This is a genomic window from Candidatus Arcticimaribacter forsetii (genome assembly GCF_910589745.1).
GTDB lineage: Bacteria > Bacteroidota > Bacteroidia > Flavobacteriales > Flavobacteriaceae > Arcticimaribacter > Arcticimaribacter forsetii.
Map to the genome: position 1 here is coordinate 353,560 of NZ_OU342399.1, position 16,827 is coordinate 370,386.

The following is a 16,827-nucleotide window of genomic DNA, read 5'->3' on the forward strand; positions in this document are numbered from 1 at the left end:
TTCCTTTAGAAGTACTTTATTTAGGTTTTAATTAATCAAATGTAAATTTTATTCAGCCATAGATTTCTCGTATATTCGTAAATAATGGACAAACAGACTAAATACGACTTAAGCTATCTAGAGATGGCTGCAACTTGGGGGAAACTTTCCTATTGTGAGCGAAAAAAAGTAGGTGCCTTAATTGTTAAAGACCGTATGATAATTTCGGATGGTTACAATGGCACACCCTCTGGTTTTGAAAACATTTGTGAAGACGAAGACCATTACACCAAGTGGTATGTACTTCATGCAGAGGCTAATGCGATTCTAAAAGTAGCTGCTTCGACTCAGTCTTGTAAAGGAGCAACTTTGTACATTACACTTTCTCCCTGTAAAGAATGTTCAAAATTAATACATCAATCCGGAATTAAAAGAGTCGTATATGCTATGGCATACAAAGATACTTCTGGACTAGAGTTTCTTAAAAAAGCGGGAATAGAACTTACTCATCTCCCACAATAAAGTAGCTTATGAAAAGCAATTCGCTCTATCTTTTAATTGTTGTTATACTTTCTGTGTTATTAGGTTTTACTTTTGGAAGTAACCAACAAATTCTTTTTAACACAACAGGTTTTGAAATCAATAGCAGTCAGAAATTAAAACAATTCATTCAATATATTGAGACTAATTATGTCGATGATATTGATACTGATAGTTTGGTCAATACGATGATAGATGATGTAATTGAAAAGTTAGACCCACATTCTGTTTATATCCCAAAAGAGGAGCTTCAGCAAATTGCAGAGAATATGCAAGGCGCATTCGTAGGAATAGGAGTTAGTTTTTTTATGGAGCAAGATACTGTAAGCGTAGTTCGGGTTCTTGAAAATGGTCCAAGTAGAGCTGCAGGTATTCTACCGGGGGATCGAATTTTAATTGCGGATAAAGACACATTATACGGTAAAAATAAAAATAGTGAATCCGTCATAAGAACCTTAAAAGGAAAACCAAACACGGAGGTTGAGCTTCAAGTTTACAGAAAACAAACAAATCAGTTGCTTAATTTTAAAGTAAAAAGAGGTAAAGTTCCAATTCCGTCGGTTCATGGGTATTTATTATCAGAAGGGGTAGGGTATATTGAAATAAATAGGTTTGCCGAAACTACAGGGGTTGAATTCAGAAAAATATTAAAAGGATTAAAAGAAAAAGGAACGGATCAACTAGTTCTTGATCTTAGGGATAATCCTGGTGGATATTTGCATATAGCAGAAGAGATATCCGATGCATTTCTTCCAAAAGGAGATGTAATTGTGATTACAAAAAGTAATCAAGGGAAAAGAGAATTTTCTATTGCAACAGCTGATGGTCTTTTTGAGAAGGGGCAAGTTTATGTTTTAATTAACGGGCAGTCTGCATCAGCGAGTGAGGTTGTTGCGGGAGCACTTCAGGATAACGATCGCGGTTGGATTGTTGGTCAACGTTCTTTTGGGAAAGGTCTTGTCCAACAACAAATGCCTTTGGGAGCAGGAGACGCTATCCGATTAACCACAGCTAGATATTACACACCCTCTGGACGTTCAATTCAACGTTCTTATAAAGAAGGAAAAGAATCTTATTATAACGAGATAAACAACCGATATGAAACCGCTGAGTTTTCGGACAGCATCAATAGTTCCGTTAACGATTCTCTAAAATTTAAAACTCCTGGAGGAAGAACCGTATATGGAGGAGGGGGAATTACTCCCGATAAATATGTAAAGAGTAATTTTAATATAGAAGTAGAGTGGGATAATTATATTTTACGTTCCAACTTAGTCAATCGATTTGTGTTTTTAGAGCTAGATAAAAATAGAAAACTTTATTCTTTTGATTCTAAGGAAGAATTAATCCAAAATCCATTGCCTAAAGCGGAAGATCTTTTAACATCTTTCGACAATTTTTTTACTGATCAAGGAGTTCCAGTCAGTTTAGAAAATAGAACTTTAATTGAAAATTCAATTAAAGCATATATGGCGTTTCAGCTTTTTGGGAGAGAAGCTTTTTTAGAAGTAACACACCAACAGGATGATTTTATTGAGGAGGTAAAAACCCTTTTAAATGAAAAACCAGCAGATTAGTTGCCGTTAATTTTTGAAGCTATTTTTTTTGATAATAACAAAATTAATAAAAGTAAAAAAGCACTTAATGAAGCTAATATTCCAATAACAGCAACACTACTATCTCCTTCTAGCGGGGCTTCAAAATCAATTTTAGTAGCATTAAAAATTGCCATTACAAAAGCCAAAGCCATCATTATTCGAATAAAAATTTTCATATGAGTAGAATCAATAGGTTAATACATATTGTATTTTACAAATTTAATCATCTAAAGGTTACGGAAAAAGTAAATCACTTCTTATATAACCATCTGATTAATATTAGTTGCAAAAAGTTTTACTGCTATTGCTAGTAAAACAACTCCAAATATTTTTCTAATAATGCTAATTCCAGAAGGACCTAAGACGGCTTCTATTTTTTTAGAAGACTTCAAAACGATATAAACAAATATGATGTTTATAACGATAGCAATAATAATGTTAACCACATGAAACTCTGCCCTAAGAGAAAGTAATGAAGTCATTGTCCCTGCACCGGCAATTAAAGGAAATGCTAGTGGAACAATTGAGGTTGTTGCAGGGTTATCATCCTCTTTATATAGATTGATTCCCAAAACCATTTCTATTGCCATAAAGAAAATAATGAAAGCACCTGCTACGGCAAATGAGTTCACATCAATTCCAATAAGGTTAAGAATTTCTTCCCCTACAAATAAAAATCCAATCATAATAAAGCAAGAAACGATGGAGGCCTTACCCGACTGAATGTGTCCAGATTTAGCTCTTAGGGAAATGATTATTGGAATACTCCCGACGATATCAATAACTGCGAAGAGAATCATTCCTGCAGTTAAAATTTCTTTAATATTTACCATCACATTTTTTTTGTGAATGTACTTTATTTTCCTAATAATTAGAGCTTAGCGTTCTTCTTTTTTATGCGTAAGCTTCGTATATTTGAATTATGCTACAAATTCGGAATTCATTAGTTTCAGAAGATATTTTAGATCGCAATTTTGTGTGCAATATTACTCAATGTAAAGGGGCGTGCTGTGTAGAAGGAGAAGCAGGTGCTCCGCTCGAAAAAAAAGAACTTCAGATTCTTGAAGAGAATTACAGTGTTATTGAACCTTATCTGAACGAAGCAGGAAAGGCAGCAATAAAAGAACAAGGTAAATACATTGAAGCTTTCAAAGAAGAATGGGAAACACCTTTAGTTGATGGGAAGGAATGTGCCTATGCGGTTTTTACAGAAAACGGAACAGCAGAATGTGGTATAGAACATGCGCAGAAGGACGGTAAGTTAGACTGGAAAAAACCGATATCTTGTCATTTATATCCCATACGCATTCAAGAATACTCCGAATTTACAGCAGTAAATTATCATCATTGGCAAATTTGTGAAACAGCCTGTTCTTTAGGAGCTCAGCTTAAAGTTCCCGTTTATAAATTTGTGAAAGAAGCGCTCATAAGAAAATTTGGTGAAGCTTGGTACAATGAGTTAGATCGAGTTGCTCAAAAACATCTTTCTAAGTAATTCAATGTTTATAGGGGTTAACTCGATTTTTTAGAAATAAACCATTGACTATAAGTGACTTAAAAAAACAAGTTTTTTTCATTTTTTTCATTTTTCACACTTTTTTGTTAAAAACTAGCCTCCATTGTGAATAATTATGGCTTTCATTTATGGTAACAATTTTCAATCTTTGTATAAGACAAAACAAAAAGAATTAATTCCATTATTGACGATATGACAAAAGCAGTAGAACCAATCCTCCAAGAAAATAAAAACAGATTTGTAATTTTTCCTATCGAACACCACGATATTTGGGAATGGTATAAGAAAATGGAAGCTAGTTTTTGGACCGCTGAAGAAATAGATTTACACCAAGATTTAACAGACTGGAATGATAAACTAAATGAAGATGAAAAATACTTCATTAAACATATTCTTGCTTTCTTTGCTGCCTCTGACGGGATTGTAAATGAAAATCTAGCAGAAAATTTTGTCAATGAAGTTCAATATTCTGAAGCTAAATTCTTTTATGGTTTCCAGATCATGATGGAAAACATTCATTCTGAAACATATTCTCTATTAATTGATACTTACGTAAAAAACGAGGAAGAAAAGAATAAATTGTTTCAAGCTATTGATGTTTTTCCTGCAATCCAAAAGAAAGCTAAATGGGCTTTAAAATGGATTGAATCAGATTCTTTTGCAGAACGTCTAATTGCATTTGCTGCAGTTGAGGGGATTTTCTTCTCTGGAGCTTTTTGTTCTATATATTGGTTAAAGAAAAGAGGTTTAATGCCAGGACTTACTTTTTCTAATGAATTAATTTCAAGAGATGAAGGGGTACACTGTGACTTTGCGGTACACTTACACAACCATCATTTAGTAAACAAAGTTCCAAAAGAACGTATCCTAGAAATTATTTTAGATGCATTAAATATTGAAAGAGAGTTTGTAACAGAATCTCTACCTGTAAGTTTAATCGGAATGAATGCAAAATTGATGACTCAATATTTAGAGTTTGTAACCGATCGTTTACTTCAAGAGCTTGGCTGTGAAAAACAATTTAATGTTACAAATCCATTTGATTTTATGGACATGATTTCACTTCAAGGAAAAACAAACTTCTTTGAAAAACGCGTTTCAGAATATCAAAAAGCAGGAGTGCTTATTACAGATGACAAAGAAACTGAGATTAGTTTCGACGCTGACTTCTAGAAAGACCGAAGTAGTTCATCTTTTTGTTTTGTAAAAAACACACCAACAACCTTTCATGGGCTCATTTTTAGGGCTCTACATATATAAAATTTAAATCGTTATACACCATGTACGTAGTCAAAAGAGACGGGCACAGAGAGCCCATAATGTTCGATAAAATTACCGCAAGAGTAAAAAAACTTTGTTATGAGTTGAATCCACTAGTTGATCCAGTTCGTGTTGCAATGCGAGTTATCGAAGGTTTATACGATGGAGTTACTACTTCAGAACTAGACAATCTTGCTTCGGAAGTAGCAGCTACCATGACGACGTCACATCCTGACTATGCGAAACTAGCAGCTCGGATTTCGGTTTCTAACTTACACAAGAACACTAAAAAATCGTTCTCAGAAACGATGAAAGATTTATATGAATATGTAAATCCAAGAACAGGTAAGAAAGCCCCATTGTTATCAGATGAGGTTTATAAAGTAATTCAGGATAACGCTGAAAAACTAGATTCTAGTATAATTTATAATCGTGACTTTGGATACGATTTCTTTGGTTTTAAAACACTAGAACGCTCCTATCTCTTAAAGTTAAATGGTGTTATTGCAGAACGCCCACAACATATGTTGATGCGTGTTTCTATAGGGATACACATTAACGATTTAGACGCAGCTATAGAAACCTATGAGATGATGTCTAAACGATTCTTTACGCATGCAACACCGACATTATTTAACTCTGGAACACCAAAGCCACAGATGTCTTCTTGTTTCCTGTTAACGATGAAAGATGACAGTATTGATGGTATTTATGACACCCTAAAGCAAACTGCCAAAATTTCACAATCAGCTGGAGGTATTGGGCTATCTATTCACAATGTAAGAGCAACAGGATCCTATATTGCTGGTACGAACGGGACTTCAAACGGAATTGTTCCAATGCTACGTGTTTTTAATGATACTGCAAGATATGTGGATCAAGGGGGAGGGAAACGTAAGGGCTCTTTCGCAATTTATATTGAACCATGGCATGCTGATATCTTTGATTTCTTAGATCTCAAGAAAAACCACGGGAAAGAAGAAATGCGTGCACGAGATTTATTCTTTGCAATGTGGACTCCAGATTTATTCATGAAAAGAGTAGAGCAAGACAGCACTTGGACCTTAATGTGTCCTAACGAGTGTCCTGATTTATTCAATTGCCATAGTGATGAGTTTGATGCGCTTTACACCAAGTATGAAGAAGAAGGCAAAGGGCGAAAAACTATTCGTGCTCGTGAACTTTGGGAGAAAATCTTAGAATCTCAAATAGAGACTGGGACTCCATACATGCTTTATAAAGACGCTGCAAACAGAAAGTCTAACCAAAAGAATTTAGGAACAATACGTTCCTCGAACTTATGTACTGAAATAATAGAGTACACTGCTCCAGATGAGGTTGCTGTTTGTAATCTTGCTTCAATTGCATTACCGATGTTTATTAAAAACGGCGAGTTCGATCACGAAGAATTATTCAGAGTTACAAAACAAGTAACAGTAAACTTAAACCGTGTAATTGATAGAAACTATTACCCTGTTAAAGAAGCAGAGAACTCAAATATGCGTCACCGTCCAGTTGGACTTGGAGTGCAAGGGTTAGCAGATGCATTTATTATGTTACGTTTACCATTTACTTCGGACAAAGCAAAACAACTCAACCAAGATATTTTCGAAACTCTTTATTTTGCTGCTGTTACTGCTTCTATGGAAGAAGCAAAAGCAGATGGACCTTACGAGTCTTATAAAGGTTCTCCGATGTCCAAAGGAGAATTCCAGCACAATATGTGGGGAGTTAAAGACGAAGAGTTGAGTGGCCGTTGGGATTGGGCAGCACTTAGAAAGCAAGTTAAAAAGCACGGGGTTAGAAACTCCTTGTTAGTTGCACCTATGCCTACTGCTTCTACTTCTCAGATATTAGGAAACAACGAATGCTTTGAGCCTTACACTTCAAACATTTATACTCGTCGTGTATTATCTGGAGAGTTTATTGTAGTTAACAAACATCTTTTAGAAGATCTCGTTGATTTAGGATTATGGACCGAGGATATGAAACAAGAATTGATGCGTGCAAATGGATCTATTCAACACATCAATGGAATTCCAGACGAGCTTAAAGAATTATATAAAACAGTTTGGGAGATGAGTATGAAAGACATCATTGATATGTCTCGTCAGCGAGGTTATTTCATTGATCAATCACAATCATTGAACCTCTTTATGGAAGGAGCTACAATGCCTAAATTAACTTCAATGCACTTCTACGCTTGGAAGTCTGGTCTTAAAACTGGAATGTACTATCTAAGAACTAAGTCTGCCGTAGATGCAATCAAATTTACCCTTACAAACGATACAGAGAAAAAAGAAACACCTGCTTTGGTTACAACAGCTACACAACAAAATGTAGCAACTGCAACATCTGCACCAAACAAAACAGCCGCATCTCCTGTTCCTGTAGAACCTCTAACACCTGCTGAATTAAAGGCAATGTTAGAGCAATCTAAAGAGAACGAAGGAGATGATTGCCTAATGTGTGGTTCCTAGTATTTTTAGATTTTTCATTAAAAACTCCCTGTATTTCTACAGGGAGTTTTTTGTTTTTAATATTCTGAAGTAGATATAAGCTATAGGATGTTTAATTTTTTATTAAATCATATTACTAGTTCGAAAGAGGTTCCTAGAGTTTAATAAATAAAAATTATACATAAAAAAACTCCTTGTATTTCTACAAGGAGTTTTTGTTAAGAAAGGAATAAGATCTATGATTCTATTTTACGAATATTATCTAAGAACGTTTCCATAATATTTAACTTATTAAGATATAAATCTTTAGATTTCAAAAGAATATTGAAGTATAAAGTCGTGTTTTTTGGACTTGTTTCTTCGTTTCTAGTAAGCTCTATTTGATTATTAATCTTTTCATTAAGTTGCTTAAGAATCGTTTCACGGTTCTCTAGTACTAAGTTAATTTTAGCAACAGAATTATTACTATAAGCCTCCATAGCCTCCTCAAAAATAGAATTAGTAAGCTCGTTAACATTTTGTAAATCTCTAACCTGGCTCAACTTTAATTTAGAGTGGTCATTATTAACATGTTTGTAACTCTTTTTTACGATATAACTGAGGTCATCTGTAATGTCTTGCATAAGACTTAAAATTACAATGTAGAAATTACTCGCGGATAAACTAGATTCTTCAAGATTTTTAATGAAGTAGAAAACATTCTCTCTTAGTTGTTCAACATCATCCGTAAGTCTACTAATGTTTTTCTTAGCCTTTTTAAGTGTTTTTTGATCATGTTTTGCTAAACCGTCTGAAAGTATAGCGTAAATTTTATCCACACGCTTAAACACCTTAATAACGTTTTTAGTACTCTCCTCCATAACTCCTTTAATAGAGTTACTTTCAGATTTAACTAAGCCATCAAAATCAAGGTCTGCATTATCATTTTTGTGTTTAACATAGTTCTTACCAATTATTAATAAGATTATGAAAAGAATGATTGCTATTGCCTGCGGCCCACCTAACTTAATAAGCGTTACGATTATACCCGACACAATAAAAGCAGTCAATGCAGTTAAGAACCATCCTCCAATTACATTAATCATACCAGCTACTCTGTAAACAGCACTATCTCTTTGCCAAGCTCTATCGGCTAATGAGGTACCCATAGCAACCATAAAGGTCACATAAGTAGTTGATAGTGGTAATTTGTATGAAGTTGCTACAGATATTAAAATAGATGCAACCACTAAATTAATACATGCTCTGAGCATATCAAAAGAAGGTGCGTCCTTCGCATTTTGGTTTTTTATCACCAACTCTGTATTTGAAAATTGTGTGTCAATTTTTTCTATAACACTAGCAGGTAGTATCGCATTGATACCAGTCCCAATAACTTGGAATGTTTTTACAATTCCTTTAGAAAGGAAATTTGGTTGAAAGCGTTCTTTGATAGAATTCTGATCAGATAAGTCTAATTCCGTTTTCATTACTTTTTTAGCTTTCGTAGAAAGCCATAAAGTTAAAACCATTACCCCTCCTGAAAGAATTAATAAAAGAGTAGGTGTTGGTACTTTGGAAGACAAGACACCCATACTAAAATCAGTAGCAGCAACTCCAGAAGCAACCCATGCCTCGTAGGACTGGTAGGCTGCGATAGGAACACCAATAAAGTTTACAAGGTCGTTACCAGCAAATGCTAATGCTAATGCAAAAGTTCCAGTTCCAATAATTACTTTATAGATATTTGCTTTAACAAATTTAATTAGAGCAAAAGATACTCCAAACCACACTAAAAAGTTTGCTAAAACCACTTTAAACACTTCTTTTTCAAGAAGGTCTTTAATTTTCATCCCACCTAATAAATCGTATTTTACGTTTGCAAAAGGAGTTCCTTTGATACCTTTCATTAAGATGAAGTATGTAATTGCAGAAAGTGCAATACCACCGAAAAGTGCACTAACCCACATTGCTTTTTTCTCAAACTCATAGGTTAAGAATAGTCTAGAAAACCACTGAACTATTGCTCCAACAGTAAGTGCAACAACTACGGAGAGTAAAATACCCGAAATAATTTGAATTGCTTTTTTAGTGTTTATGTAGTTTACAATGTCTCCAAAATCTCCAGAGCTTTCACTAATTTTAATGATAGACATAAATACAGCAGCTCCTAATAAAGTAAATACAATAGATACTGTTGTTGAGGTTGGCATCCCAAGCGTATTAAAAAAGTCTAAAAGCAAAATGTCTGTTAGCATTACTGCAGTGAAGATTAAAATAATCTCATCGAAGTAAAACTCACCTGGATTAAAAATTCCTTTTCGTGCAACCTCCATCAGACCGCTTGAAAACAAAGCACCAGCAGCAACTCCAAGAGAGGCTAAAATCATAATTGTTTTAAAAGGAATAGCTTTAGACCCTACTGCAGAATTCAAGAAATTTACAGCGTCATTACTAACCCCTACGATAAGGTCACCGATTGCTAGTACAGCAAGAACAGAAACCAGTATTAAATAAATATTATCCATAGTTTATTTTTTAGAAGTGAATATCAAATTGTAAACGGTATACTAATTTATTGCTTGAAGATACTGAATCTTCATAAGTAAGATCCGTTTGAACTTTTAATTTATGTTTAGCAACATACTTAGACAATCCAATAGTGTATTGTGTGATTTTATTGTTAGAAGAAACAATAGAGTCAAAGTTTACATTTGTGTATCGTCCTGTAATAGCTAAATTAGAAGGAGTAACATAACCCATTTGAATGTTTGTTGAATTCCCGATGTTAACAACATCACCCGTTAGGCTGTTATCTTCATTTTTTGCAATTGGATCATCAGCATCACGATCTGCGTATTCCGCCATTAAAGAGAAACCTCTGTATTTAAAGTGGGTGTCAAAAAACAGGGTATTAATATCTGTTTGATAAAAACCTTCGTTAGTTTCAAGGTAAGAACCCATGTTACTTCTAGATTTAACTGCGTTATTATTTACATCATAAACAACTCCAACTAAAAGCTTGGGAGTTTGTTCGCGATCTAAATCAGCTCCTTTATAGTCCCCTTTGCTTTTAAACTTACCAAAAGGAAGAACTTCAATACGACTTGTGTACTGGTGTCCACCTAAGTTTCCTTTTGTAATGTTTCTACCTTCCCCTTGAGAAATAGCAAAAATTTCTTTTACTATAAAGTTCTCCGATAATTTAAAGTGGTGACGGAATTGAATTCCTAAATCACGGTCAATATTAAATTTACTATTTAAAAGAGAACGATCTACCAAAGCTAAATTTCCTGAAGAAATTACACGCTCAATGTTACCAGGTAATTTACCTTGACCTGCCTGAAGTGTAAAGTTCTTGTAGAAATTCCAACGGATATAGGCATCAAGAATATAACGAGGTGCATTACTTGTAAAAGCAGAAGCCCCAGAAATATCTCTATTAGATAATCCTAACTCTAGTTTGTAAGTAAGTTTTGGATTGTATGCAAAACCACTAAATTTTAAACGAGAACGTCTAACTAAAAAGTTAGATTCACGATTTTCAAAATCACCTTCAGACCAACTTGTAGCACTAAGATATTGCATTCTTGCACTAAAGTTCATGTAAAAGGTACTGTCTTTCCCAGTAATATTTAGTAATCCTTTACCAAATTTTGAAGTTGTTACTTCCTGAGCAAATGTAGATGTAATCGTTAATAATAAGAGTACGGTTACTTTTTTGATAGCTTTCATTAGATGTTTTAATTTAAGCGACAAAAATCTTAATTAATTATGACTCTAATGTTAACTTAATGTTATGAAATATTTTTATTTTAAACATCTAGAATTTCAAGCTGTAACTTAAACTAACGGATCTACCGACTTTATATAGAGAAAACAATCTTTGTTCCTCACCATAGTAATCGTAATAACTCTCTTTATAATCACCTAATATATTCTGAATTTTGAATATTATGGTTTGATTTTTAGTTTCCCCTAATTTTTTGGTTATGACAACGTTTAAGTTATTAAAGGGGTCTGTGTAAACATCAGGAATGTTTCCAACTCCAACAACTTCAAGAGTTTTTCCTTGAACATTGTAAAACAATCCATATTCTATGTTTTTTTTAATTTCAGAATAAGTTAATCCTGCGTTAATTATGAATGGAGATTGCCCTTGAAGCACTCTATTTTTACTAATTGAACGATTGGGTTCAGTTAAAATTCTACCTTGATATTCCGAGTCACTCATTTTTTGTTCGGAGTAAATTAAAGAAGAGTTTATATTAATTGAGAGCTTTTTTGCGTCAGTTTTCAAAACATTTTTCCGGTATTCTAATTCCAACCCAACGACTTTTGCTTGAGTGTTGTTTCTTCCGATTAGTTGATTTGGGGAATTTAACCCTAATGCAACTATTTCTATTGGATCTTTAAAATTTTTATAAAAACCACTTAAAGCATAAAATTCATTTTCTTCACCATATTTTTCAAACCTTAAATCTAAATTATTAATATAGCTTGGTTTTAGTTCAGGATTACCAATGAAGTATCTTTCTGTAATAGGATCAAAAATTTGAGCCGATGAGTTCTCCTTAAAACTAGGACGGGCAGTAGTTCTGGAATATGATAAACGAAGATTAGTCTGTTCACTTAGAGAATTAATGATATTAATTGAAGGAAAAAAATCTTTAACATCAATTAATTTAGAATTATCATAAACTATTTGATCGATTGTTTCTCCAGTATAAGTCATGTTGTAGTTTTCAAATCTTATGCCAAAAGTAGATTTCCACTTTTCAGAGAGTTTTAATTCTGCTGATAGAAACGCAGCAATGTTTTTACTTTCGGCATCATATTGATTTGTTCTTTGATAACTCCCTATAACATAAGAACCTCTATTATTTTGTGCAGTCCATAGATTAGAAGGATTCAAAAGATTATCAGGGTTACCTAATAATTCTTCACTTCGTCCAATAAAATCTATAGCGTAATTAGATGTTCTAAAACTTCTGTCTTTTGAAGAAAAAGTGACTCCAGTATTTATTTTTCCTTTAATCTTTCCATCCTCTATTTTATGAGTATACTGAATCTTACTTGCGATAGCATCCTCTTTTAATGTTCTCCAAAGTCTTTGTGGTAGTTGTGTTGTAGAGGGAGAAATTGTAAAATAAGAACGATTTGAATCTGTTTCAAAAACAGTCTTCTTGAAATCTTTATCAAATACTTCAGCAAAAGAAGGCGCCACTTTCCATTCAATAATAGATTTTCCTTCTCTTAAAATATGCTTCGCACTTAAAGGAATAGATATAATATTTCGTTCTGTGTATGTTAAAATATTTGCTACCCCGATGTATGGATTTTCTAAGTAATCTGCATATTGGGCAAAAATAGCATTAGACTCTGCACTTCTTAAGTTTAATAAATTTAGCTTGTATTTGGAGTTTTTTGTTTTCAATGATATCCCTAGGAGCGCACTTGCTAGTTTTTTTATAACCCCCAATTCCCCTCTTTGAGAAGTGTTATTTTCTAAGCCAGAAGTTTCTTTTGCAATAGTTCCTGTTTGATAGTCATTAAAGTAATCTGTGTCAGATCGGAAACCTAGAGCTGCAATATATCCAATTTTTGTTTCATTTTTCATTTCAAACTGATTAGACGCTGTAGCTCCTATACTAAAATCACCTCCACTTCGGTATCTATTTACAGCCATTTGTTGTTCAAATAAGCCAGTAATTTTGTTAAGTACTCCTGAGTATCCCAAAGCATTTTGTTCTGGAAGAGGAATTACTTGTTCCGCTCCAATAGGTCGATCGAAGTATCCATTGTTGAATCCCAAGAAATTTAACCCGTTCGGATTATTTCTGATTGCTTGATCAACAAAATTCATGTCTGGATTGTAGCTTCCAGACACAGAAAAACTATATTGGGGTAAGTTCGAGAAATCTTTTAGAATTATGTTTACAATTCCCCCACTGAAATCAGCATTTAAATCCGCACTTGCAGACTTATTAATGATAATATTATCGAGAATGTTGGTTGGAAATACATCTAATTGCAAAGTGTTTTTGTCAGGATCTAATCCCGGGATTTCAAGCCCTCCCAAAAGTGTTTTCGAGTATCTATCACCTAAGCCTCTAACGTATACAAACTTTCCATCCTGAACCGACACTCCTGGTACTCGCTTTATTGCTGAAGCTAAGTTACTGTCTCCCGTTTTTTTTATTGCTTGTGAGGATAGTCCATCAATTAAATTGATTGATTTCTTTTGAATTAATAAAACTGCAACTTCAGAATTTTTTCGTTGTGTAGTAGTTACTACAACTTCTTCAAGTGAATTCGCCAAAGGACTCAAATAAACTTCTACTTCATATTCTTTAACATCTGTAATTTGAATTCCTGTTATTTCTTTCGTTTCATAACCTACAAAAGAAATTTCTAACGAATATTCTCCATTGACTACATAGAATCGAAAAGCTCCGTCAAAATCAGAAATTGTTCCTTCAATTAAACTGTTATCAGAGTTGTTTTTTAGAATAATATTTGCAAAAGGGAGTACGTCGTTAAATTCAGTATCAATTATCTTACCTGTAATTATTGTTTGTGAAAAACTAAAACTTGTAATTAAAATTAGAAGTATTGAGAGTGTTTTTTTCATGTAATAAATATATATTAGGTAAATTCAAATCATATGATTTGATTTTTTTGTAAAAAATTATGTTTTATTAATTCACTAATACTGTAAAGCAGACCACAGAGTCCAAGAAAACAAAGATTCGTCTGCACCGGTATTTTCAATTTGTGTAGTTGATAATCGAGCCCAGTCAGCGTAATCAGTTATTGATGTGTTAACAAATATTTCATCTAAAGTTGACGTGGTGATAAAATAAAATTCATTAAAGTTAAGGTTATCTGAGCTTTTTTCAGTCGCAACACCTCCATAAGTATCAGTGTCGATTCCCTTGATAATAAGACCATCAATATTCTTATATACAACATTATTAGTTAAACCAGTAGCATCACTTTTCCAGTCCCCTAAATTATTCTTTCCAGATTCAGGCGAAGCATTTCCATAAACAGTTGCATTGTTAATAGTAAACGAGCCTCCAATTACTCCTGTACTGTCTTCTGTTCCATCTATTTCAAAAGGGTTGTCAGAATTCGAACGCATCTGAATCAAAACATTAGTAATAGACCCTCTATATCCTTCATCTATATCGATAGCATCATCTCTTTGGTTTAAAATTAATATGTCGGTAAGTACAGCTGCACCCCCAAAAATTTCAACTCCATCATCATTACTTCCAACTACTTCGATATTATTGAGGTCAGTTCCAGAACCAACTCCACCTAGAGTGAGACCTTGAATCTCATCACCTCCAGCTAACTGTGTTCCACTGTGACGTATAGAAACGTAAGAAATAGAGCCAGAAGAATCCGAGTCATTATCTCCGCCGTAACTTGTCCAATCAAAACCTTCAGCAATTCCTTCAATATCATCACGACCACCGTCTTCACCAACAATTGCATTTCCAAGAACGATAATTCCACCCCATTTACCTGTATCTGTCGATTCACGATTTGGGCTAATAACCCCATCACCGTATGAAATGCTGTCTTCGATGTCAGTAAATATGATTGGAGCATCAGAAGTACCAACAGCATTAATTGTAGCCCCAGCAGCTATAACTAAAGCAGTAGCATTTACTCCCTGACCGTTTTGAGCCTTAACAATTGTCCCTGGTTCTATTGTGAGAGATGCACCTGAACGTACCACAATTTTACCATTCATTATCCATATACGATCATTTGACCAAGTTTGAGAGTCATCAATATAAGAAATACCTCCTGAGCCCACAGTTTCTGTATCTGGAGTTGGAATAGCTGTTGTTACAGTTACAGTTTCTGACACAATCACAGTTTCAATAATAGTCTCTGGATCAGAACTACAAGAAATTAGCGACGAAATAAACATTACTAGAGTTAAAATGCTAAATTTGTTTAGAAAGTTTTTCATTTTTGAAATTTTGTTTTAATTACATTGCAAACATATTTTGAATTCAGCAACTTCATGTTAACGGAATATTATCAAAATGTAACTAAACCGTTAATAATTTCTTTTTCACAAGTAATAGACTTTAATTTATTTACTCCCTAAATCTTCTTATTTTTACCTAAAATGAACTTATGAATTGGGAACAGCTTTTATCATTACAGAAGCAAGGAGATAAAACTAAAAGACTTAGAAAAGAGCAAGACGAAACACGCCTTGGATTTGAAGTAGACTATGATCGAATTGTTTTCTCTGCAGCCTTCAGAAGTTTACAAGATAAGACCCAGGTAATTCCTTTTTCTAAAACAGACTTTGTTCATACACGACTTACTCACAGTTTAGAGGTGTCTGTAGTAGCTAGAAGTATTGGAAGATTAGCTGGAAAAGCAGTTTTAGAAAAACATCCTTATTTATCAGAAATTCATGGATATCAATCCAATGATTTTGGTGCTATAGTAGCTGCAGCAGCCTTAGCTCACGATATAGGAAACCCACCTTTTGGACATAGTGGAGAAAAAGCAATTGGTCACTTTTTTTCTGATGGCCCTGGTTCTTGTTACCAAGATGAATTGAGTGCACTCGAATACGAAGATCTCTGTAAGTTCGAAGGAAATGCAAACGGTTTTAAAATTGTTTCAGAATCTAGAGAAGGAGCTCCAGGAGGTCTTCGGTTAAGTGCAGCAACGCTCGGTGCATATATGAAATATCCAAAAGCATCTTTGCCTTACAAACCATCGAGTCATGTTGCAGATAAAAAATTTGGGTTTTTCCAAACTCAAGAATCGAACTTTAAAAACCTAGCTGAAGATTTAGGTCTAAAAAAAGGAGAAAACACCTATCACAGACATCCTTTAGCTTATCTTGTAGAAGCTGCAGATGACATTTGTTACACTATTATAGATTTTGAAGACGGAATTAATCTAGGTTGGATTTCCGAATCATATGCGTTAGAATATTTAATCAATCTTGTAAAAGATTCTATCAATAAAAAAACATACGCCGCTTTAAAACACACCCCACAAAGAATGAGTTATTTACGAGCTCTGGCAATTAATAGTCTAATTCAAGATTCTGTTGCTATTTTCATCAAAAATGAAGAAGCAATTTTAAAGGGTGATTTTCCTCATGCTCTTTTAGATAAAAGTAAATATGTAGCTCAGGTAGATGATATTATCTCTTTAAGTGTCGAAAAAGTATATCACTCCCCTGAAGTCCTGCAAAAAGAAATTGTTGGTTATAAAGTAATAACAACTTTATTAGAAGCGTTTACTAAGGCTGCTGCCAATGAATTCAAGGGAAAAGCAGATGCATACGATCAATTAATTTTAAGATTAGTTCCTTCCGGAACCCCTTTTATTTCAGCTTCACTTTATGCAACACTATTAAACGCAACCTGTTATGTTGCAAGTCTTTCAGATGGGAAAGCAATGGAGCTTTCTAGAAAAATCAAATAACTACTTACCTTTA

The 16,827-nt window shown here is 33.8% G+C and carries 12 protein-coding genes; 6 read left to right on the forward strand and 6 right to left on the reverse strand.

Annotation, left to right across the window (positions count from 1 at the left end; all coding sequences use genetic code 11):
• The first annotated feature begins 84 nt into the window (after positions 1-84).
• Together NG655_RS01730 and NG655_RS01735 are read left to right on the forward strand one after the other, a co-directional pair.
• A complete protein-coding gene (locus NG655_RS01730) occupies positions 85-501 on the forward strand; it encodes a deoxycytidylate deaminase (protein ID WP_252157627.1) in 417 nt (138 codons plus the stop codon).
• Positions 502-509: 8 nt separating this feature from the next.
• Entirely contained in the window at positions 510-2,096 is a 1,587-nt protein-coding gene (locus NG655_RS01735) for a S41 family peptidase (RefSeq protein WP_252157628.1), read from the forward strand.
• On the opposite strand, the gene NG655_RS01740 is transcribed toward NG655_RS01735, so the two are convergent.
• A complete protein-coding gene (locus tag NG655_RS01740) occupies positions 2,093-2,293 on the reverse strand; it encodes a hypothetical protein (RefSeq protein ID WP_252157629.1) in 201 nt (66 codons plus the stop codon). The genes NG655_RS01735 and NG655_RS01740 overlap by 4 nt on opposite strands.
• 81 nt (positions 2,294-2,374) lie before the next feature.
• Entirely contained in the window at positions 2,375-2,950 is a 576-nt protein-coding gene (locus tag NG655_RS01745; RefSeq protein ID WP_252157630.1) for a MarC family protein, read from the reverse strand.
• An 89-nt stretch (positions 2,951-3,039) separates the two neighbouring features.
• Between NG655_RS01745 and NG655_RS01750 the strand changes: the two genes are divergently transcribed.
• The 3 genes from NG655_RS01750 (at position 3,040) to NG655_RS01760 (ending at position 7,373) form a co-directional block, all read left to right on the forward strand.
• On the forward strand, positions 3,040-3,612 hold the full coding sequence (locus NG655_RS01750; protein ID WP_252157631.1) for a DUF3109 family protein: 573 nt from the start codon (positions 3,040-3,042) through the stop codon (positions 3,610-3,612).
• Between the two features lie 213 nt (positions 3,613-3,825).
• The gene (locus tag NG655_RS01755) at positions 3,826-4,806 is read left to right on the forward strand and encodes a ribonucleotide-diphosphate reductase subunit beta (RefSeq protein ID WP_252157632.1); all 981 of its coding nucleotides are present in this window, start codon (positions 3,826-3,828) and stop codon (positions 4,804-4,806) included.
• 107 nt (positions 4,807-4,913) lie between these two features.
• Positions 4,914-7,373 (forward strand): ribonucleoside-diphosphate reductase subunit alpha, encoded by a 2,460-nt coding sequence (locus tag NG655_RS01760; protein WP_252157633.1) that lies wholly within the window; start codon positions 4,914-4,916, stop codon positions 7,371-7,373.
• A 215-nt stretch (positions 7,374-7,588) separates the two neighbouring features.
• Here NG655_RS01760 and NG655_RS01765 read toward each other — a convergent pair whose 3' ends face one another.
• From NG655_RS01765 to NG655_RS01780, 4 genes are all read right to left on the reverse strand, one after another.
• On the reverse strand, positions 7,589-9,859 hold the full coding sequence (locus tag NG655_RS01765) for an inorganic phosphate transporter (RefSeq protein WP_252157634.1): 2,271 nt from the start codon (positions 9,857-9,859) through the stop codon (positions 7,589-7,591).
• 10 nt (positions 9,860-9,869) lie between these two features.
• Complete coding sequence (locus NG655_RS01770) at positions 9,870-11,066, reverse strand: porin (RefSeq protein WP_252157635.1); 1,197 nt, start codon at positions 11,064-11,066, stop codon at positions 9,870-9,872.
• A gap of 88 nt (positions 11,067-11,154) precedes the next feature.
• A complete protein-coding gene (locus tag NG655_RS01775; RefSeq protein ID WP_252157636.1) occupies positions 11,155-13,965 on the reverse strand; it encodes a TonB-dependent receptor in 2,811 nt (936 codons plus the stop codon).
• A 75-nt stretch (positions 13,966-14,040) separates the two neighbouring features.
• Positions 14,041-15,324 carry an autotransporter outer membrane beta-barrel domain-containing protein gene (locus tag NG655_RS01780; protein WP_252157637.1) on the reverse strand — a complete coding sequence of 428 codons (1,284 nt, stop codon included), beginning with the start codon at positions 15,322-15,324 and terminating at the stop codon, positions 14,041-14,043.
• Positions 15,325-15,494: 170 nt separating this feature from the next.
• Here NG655_RS01780 and dgt point away from each other — a divergent pair, with 170 nt between their 5' ends.
• Positions 15,495-16,814, forward strand: a complete 1,320-nt coding sequence (gene dgt / locus NG655_RS01785; protein WP_252157638.1) for a dGTP triphosphohydrolase — start codon at positions 15,495-15,497, stop codon at positions 16,812-16,814.
• The last annotated feature ends 13 nt before the right edge of the window (positions 16,815-16,827 follow it).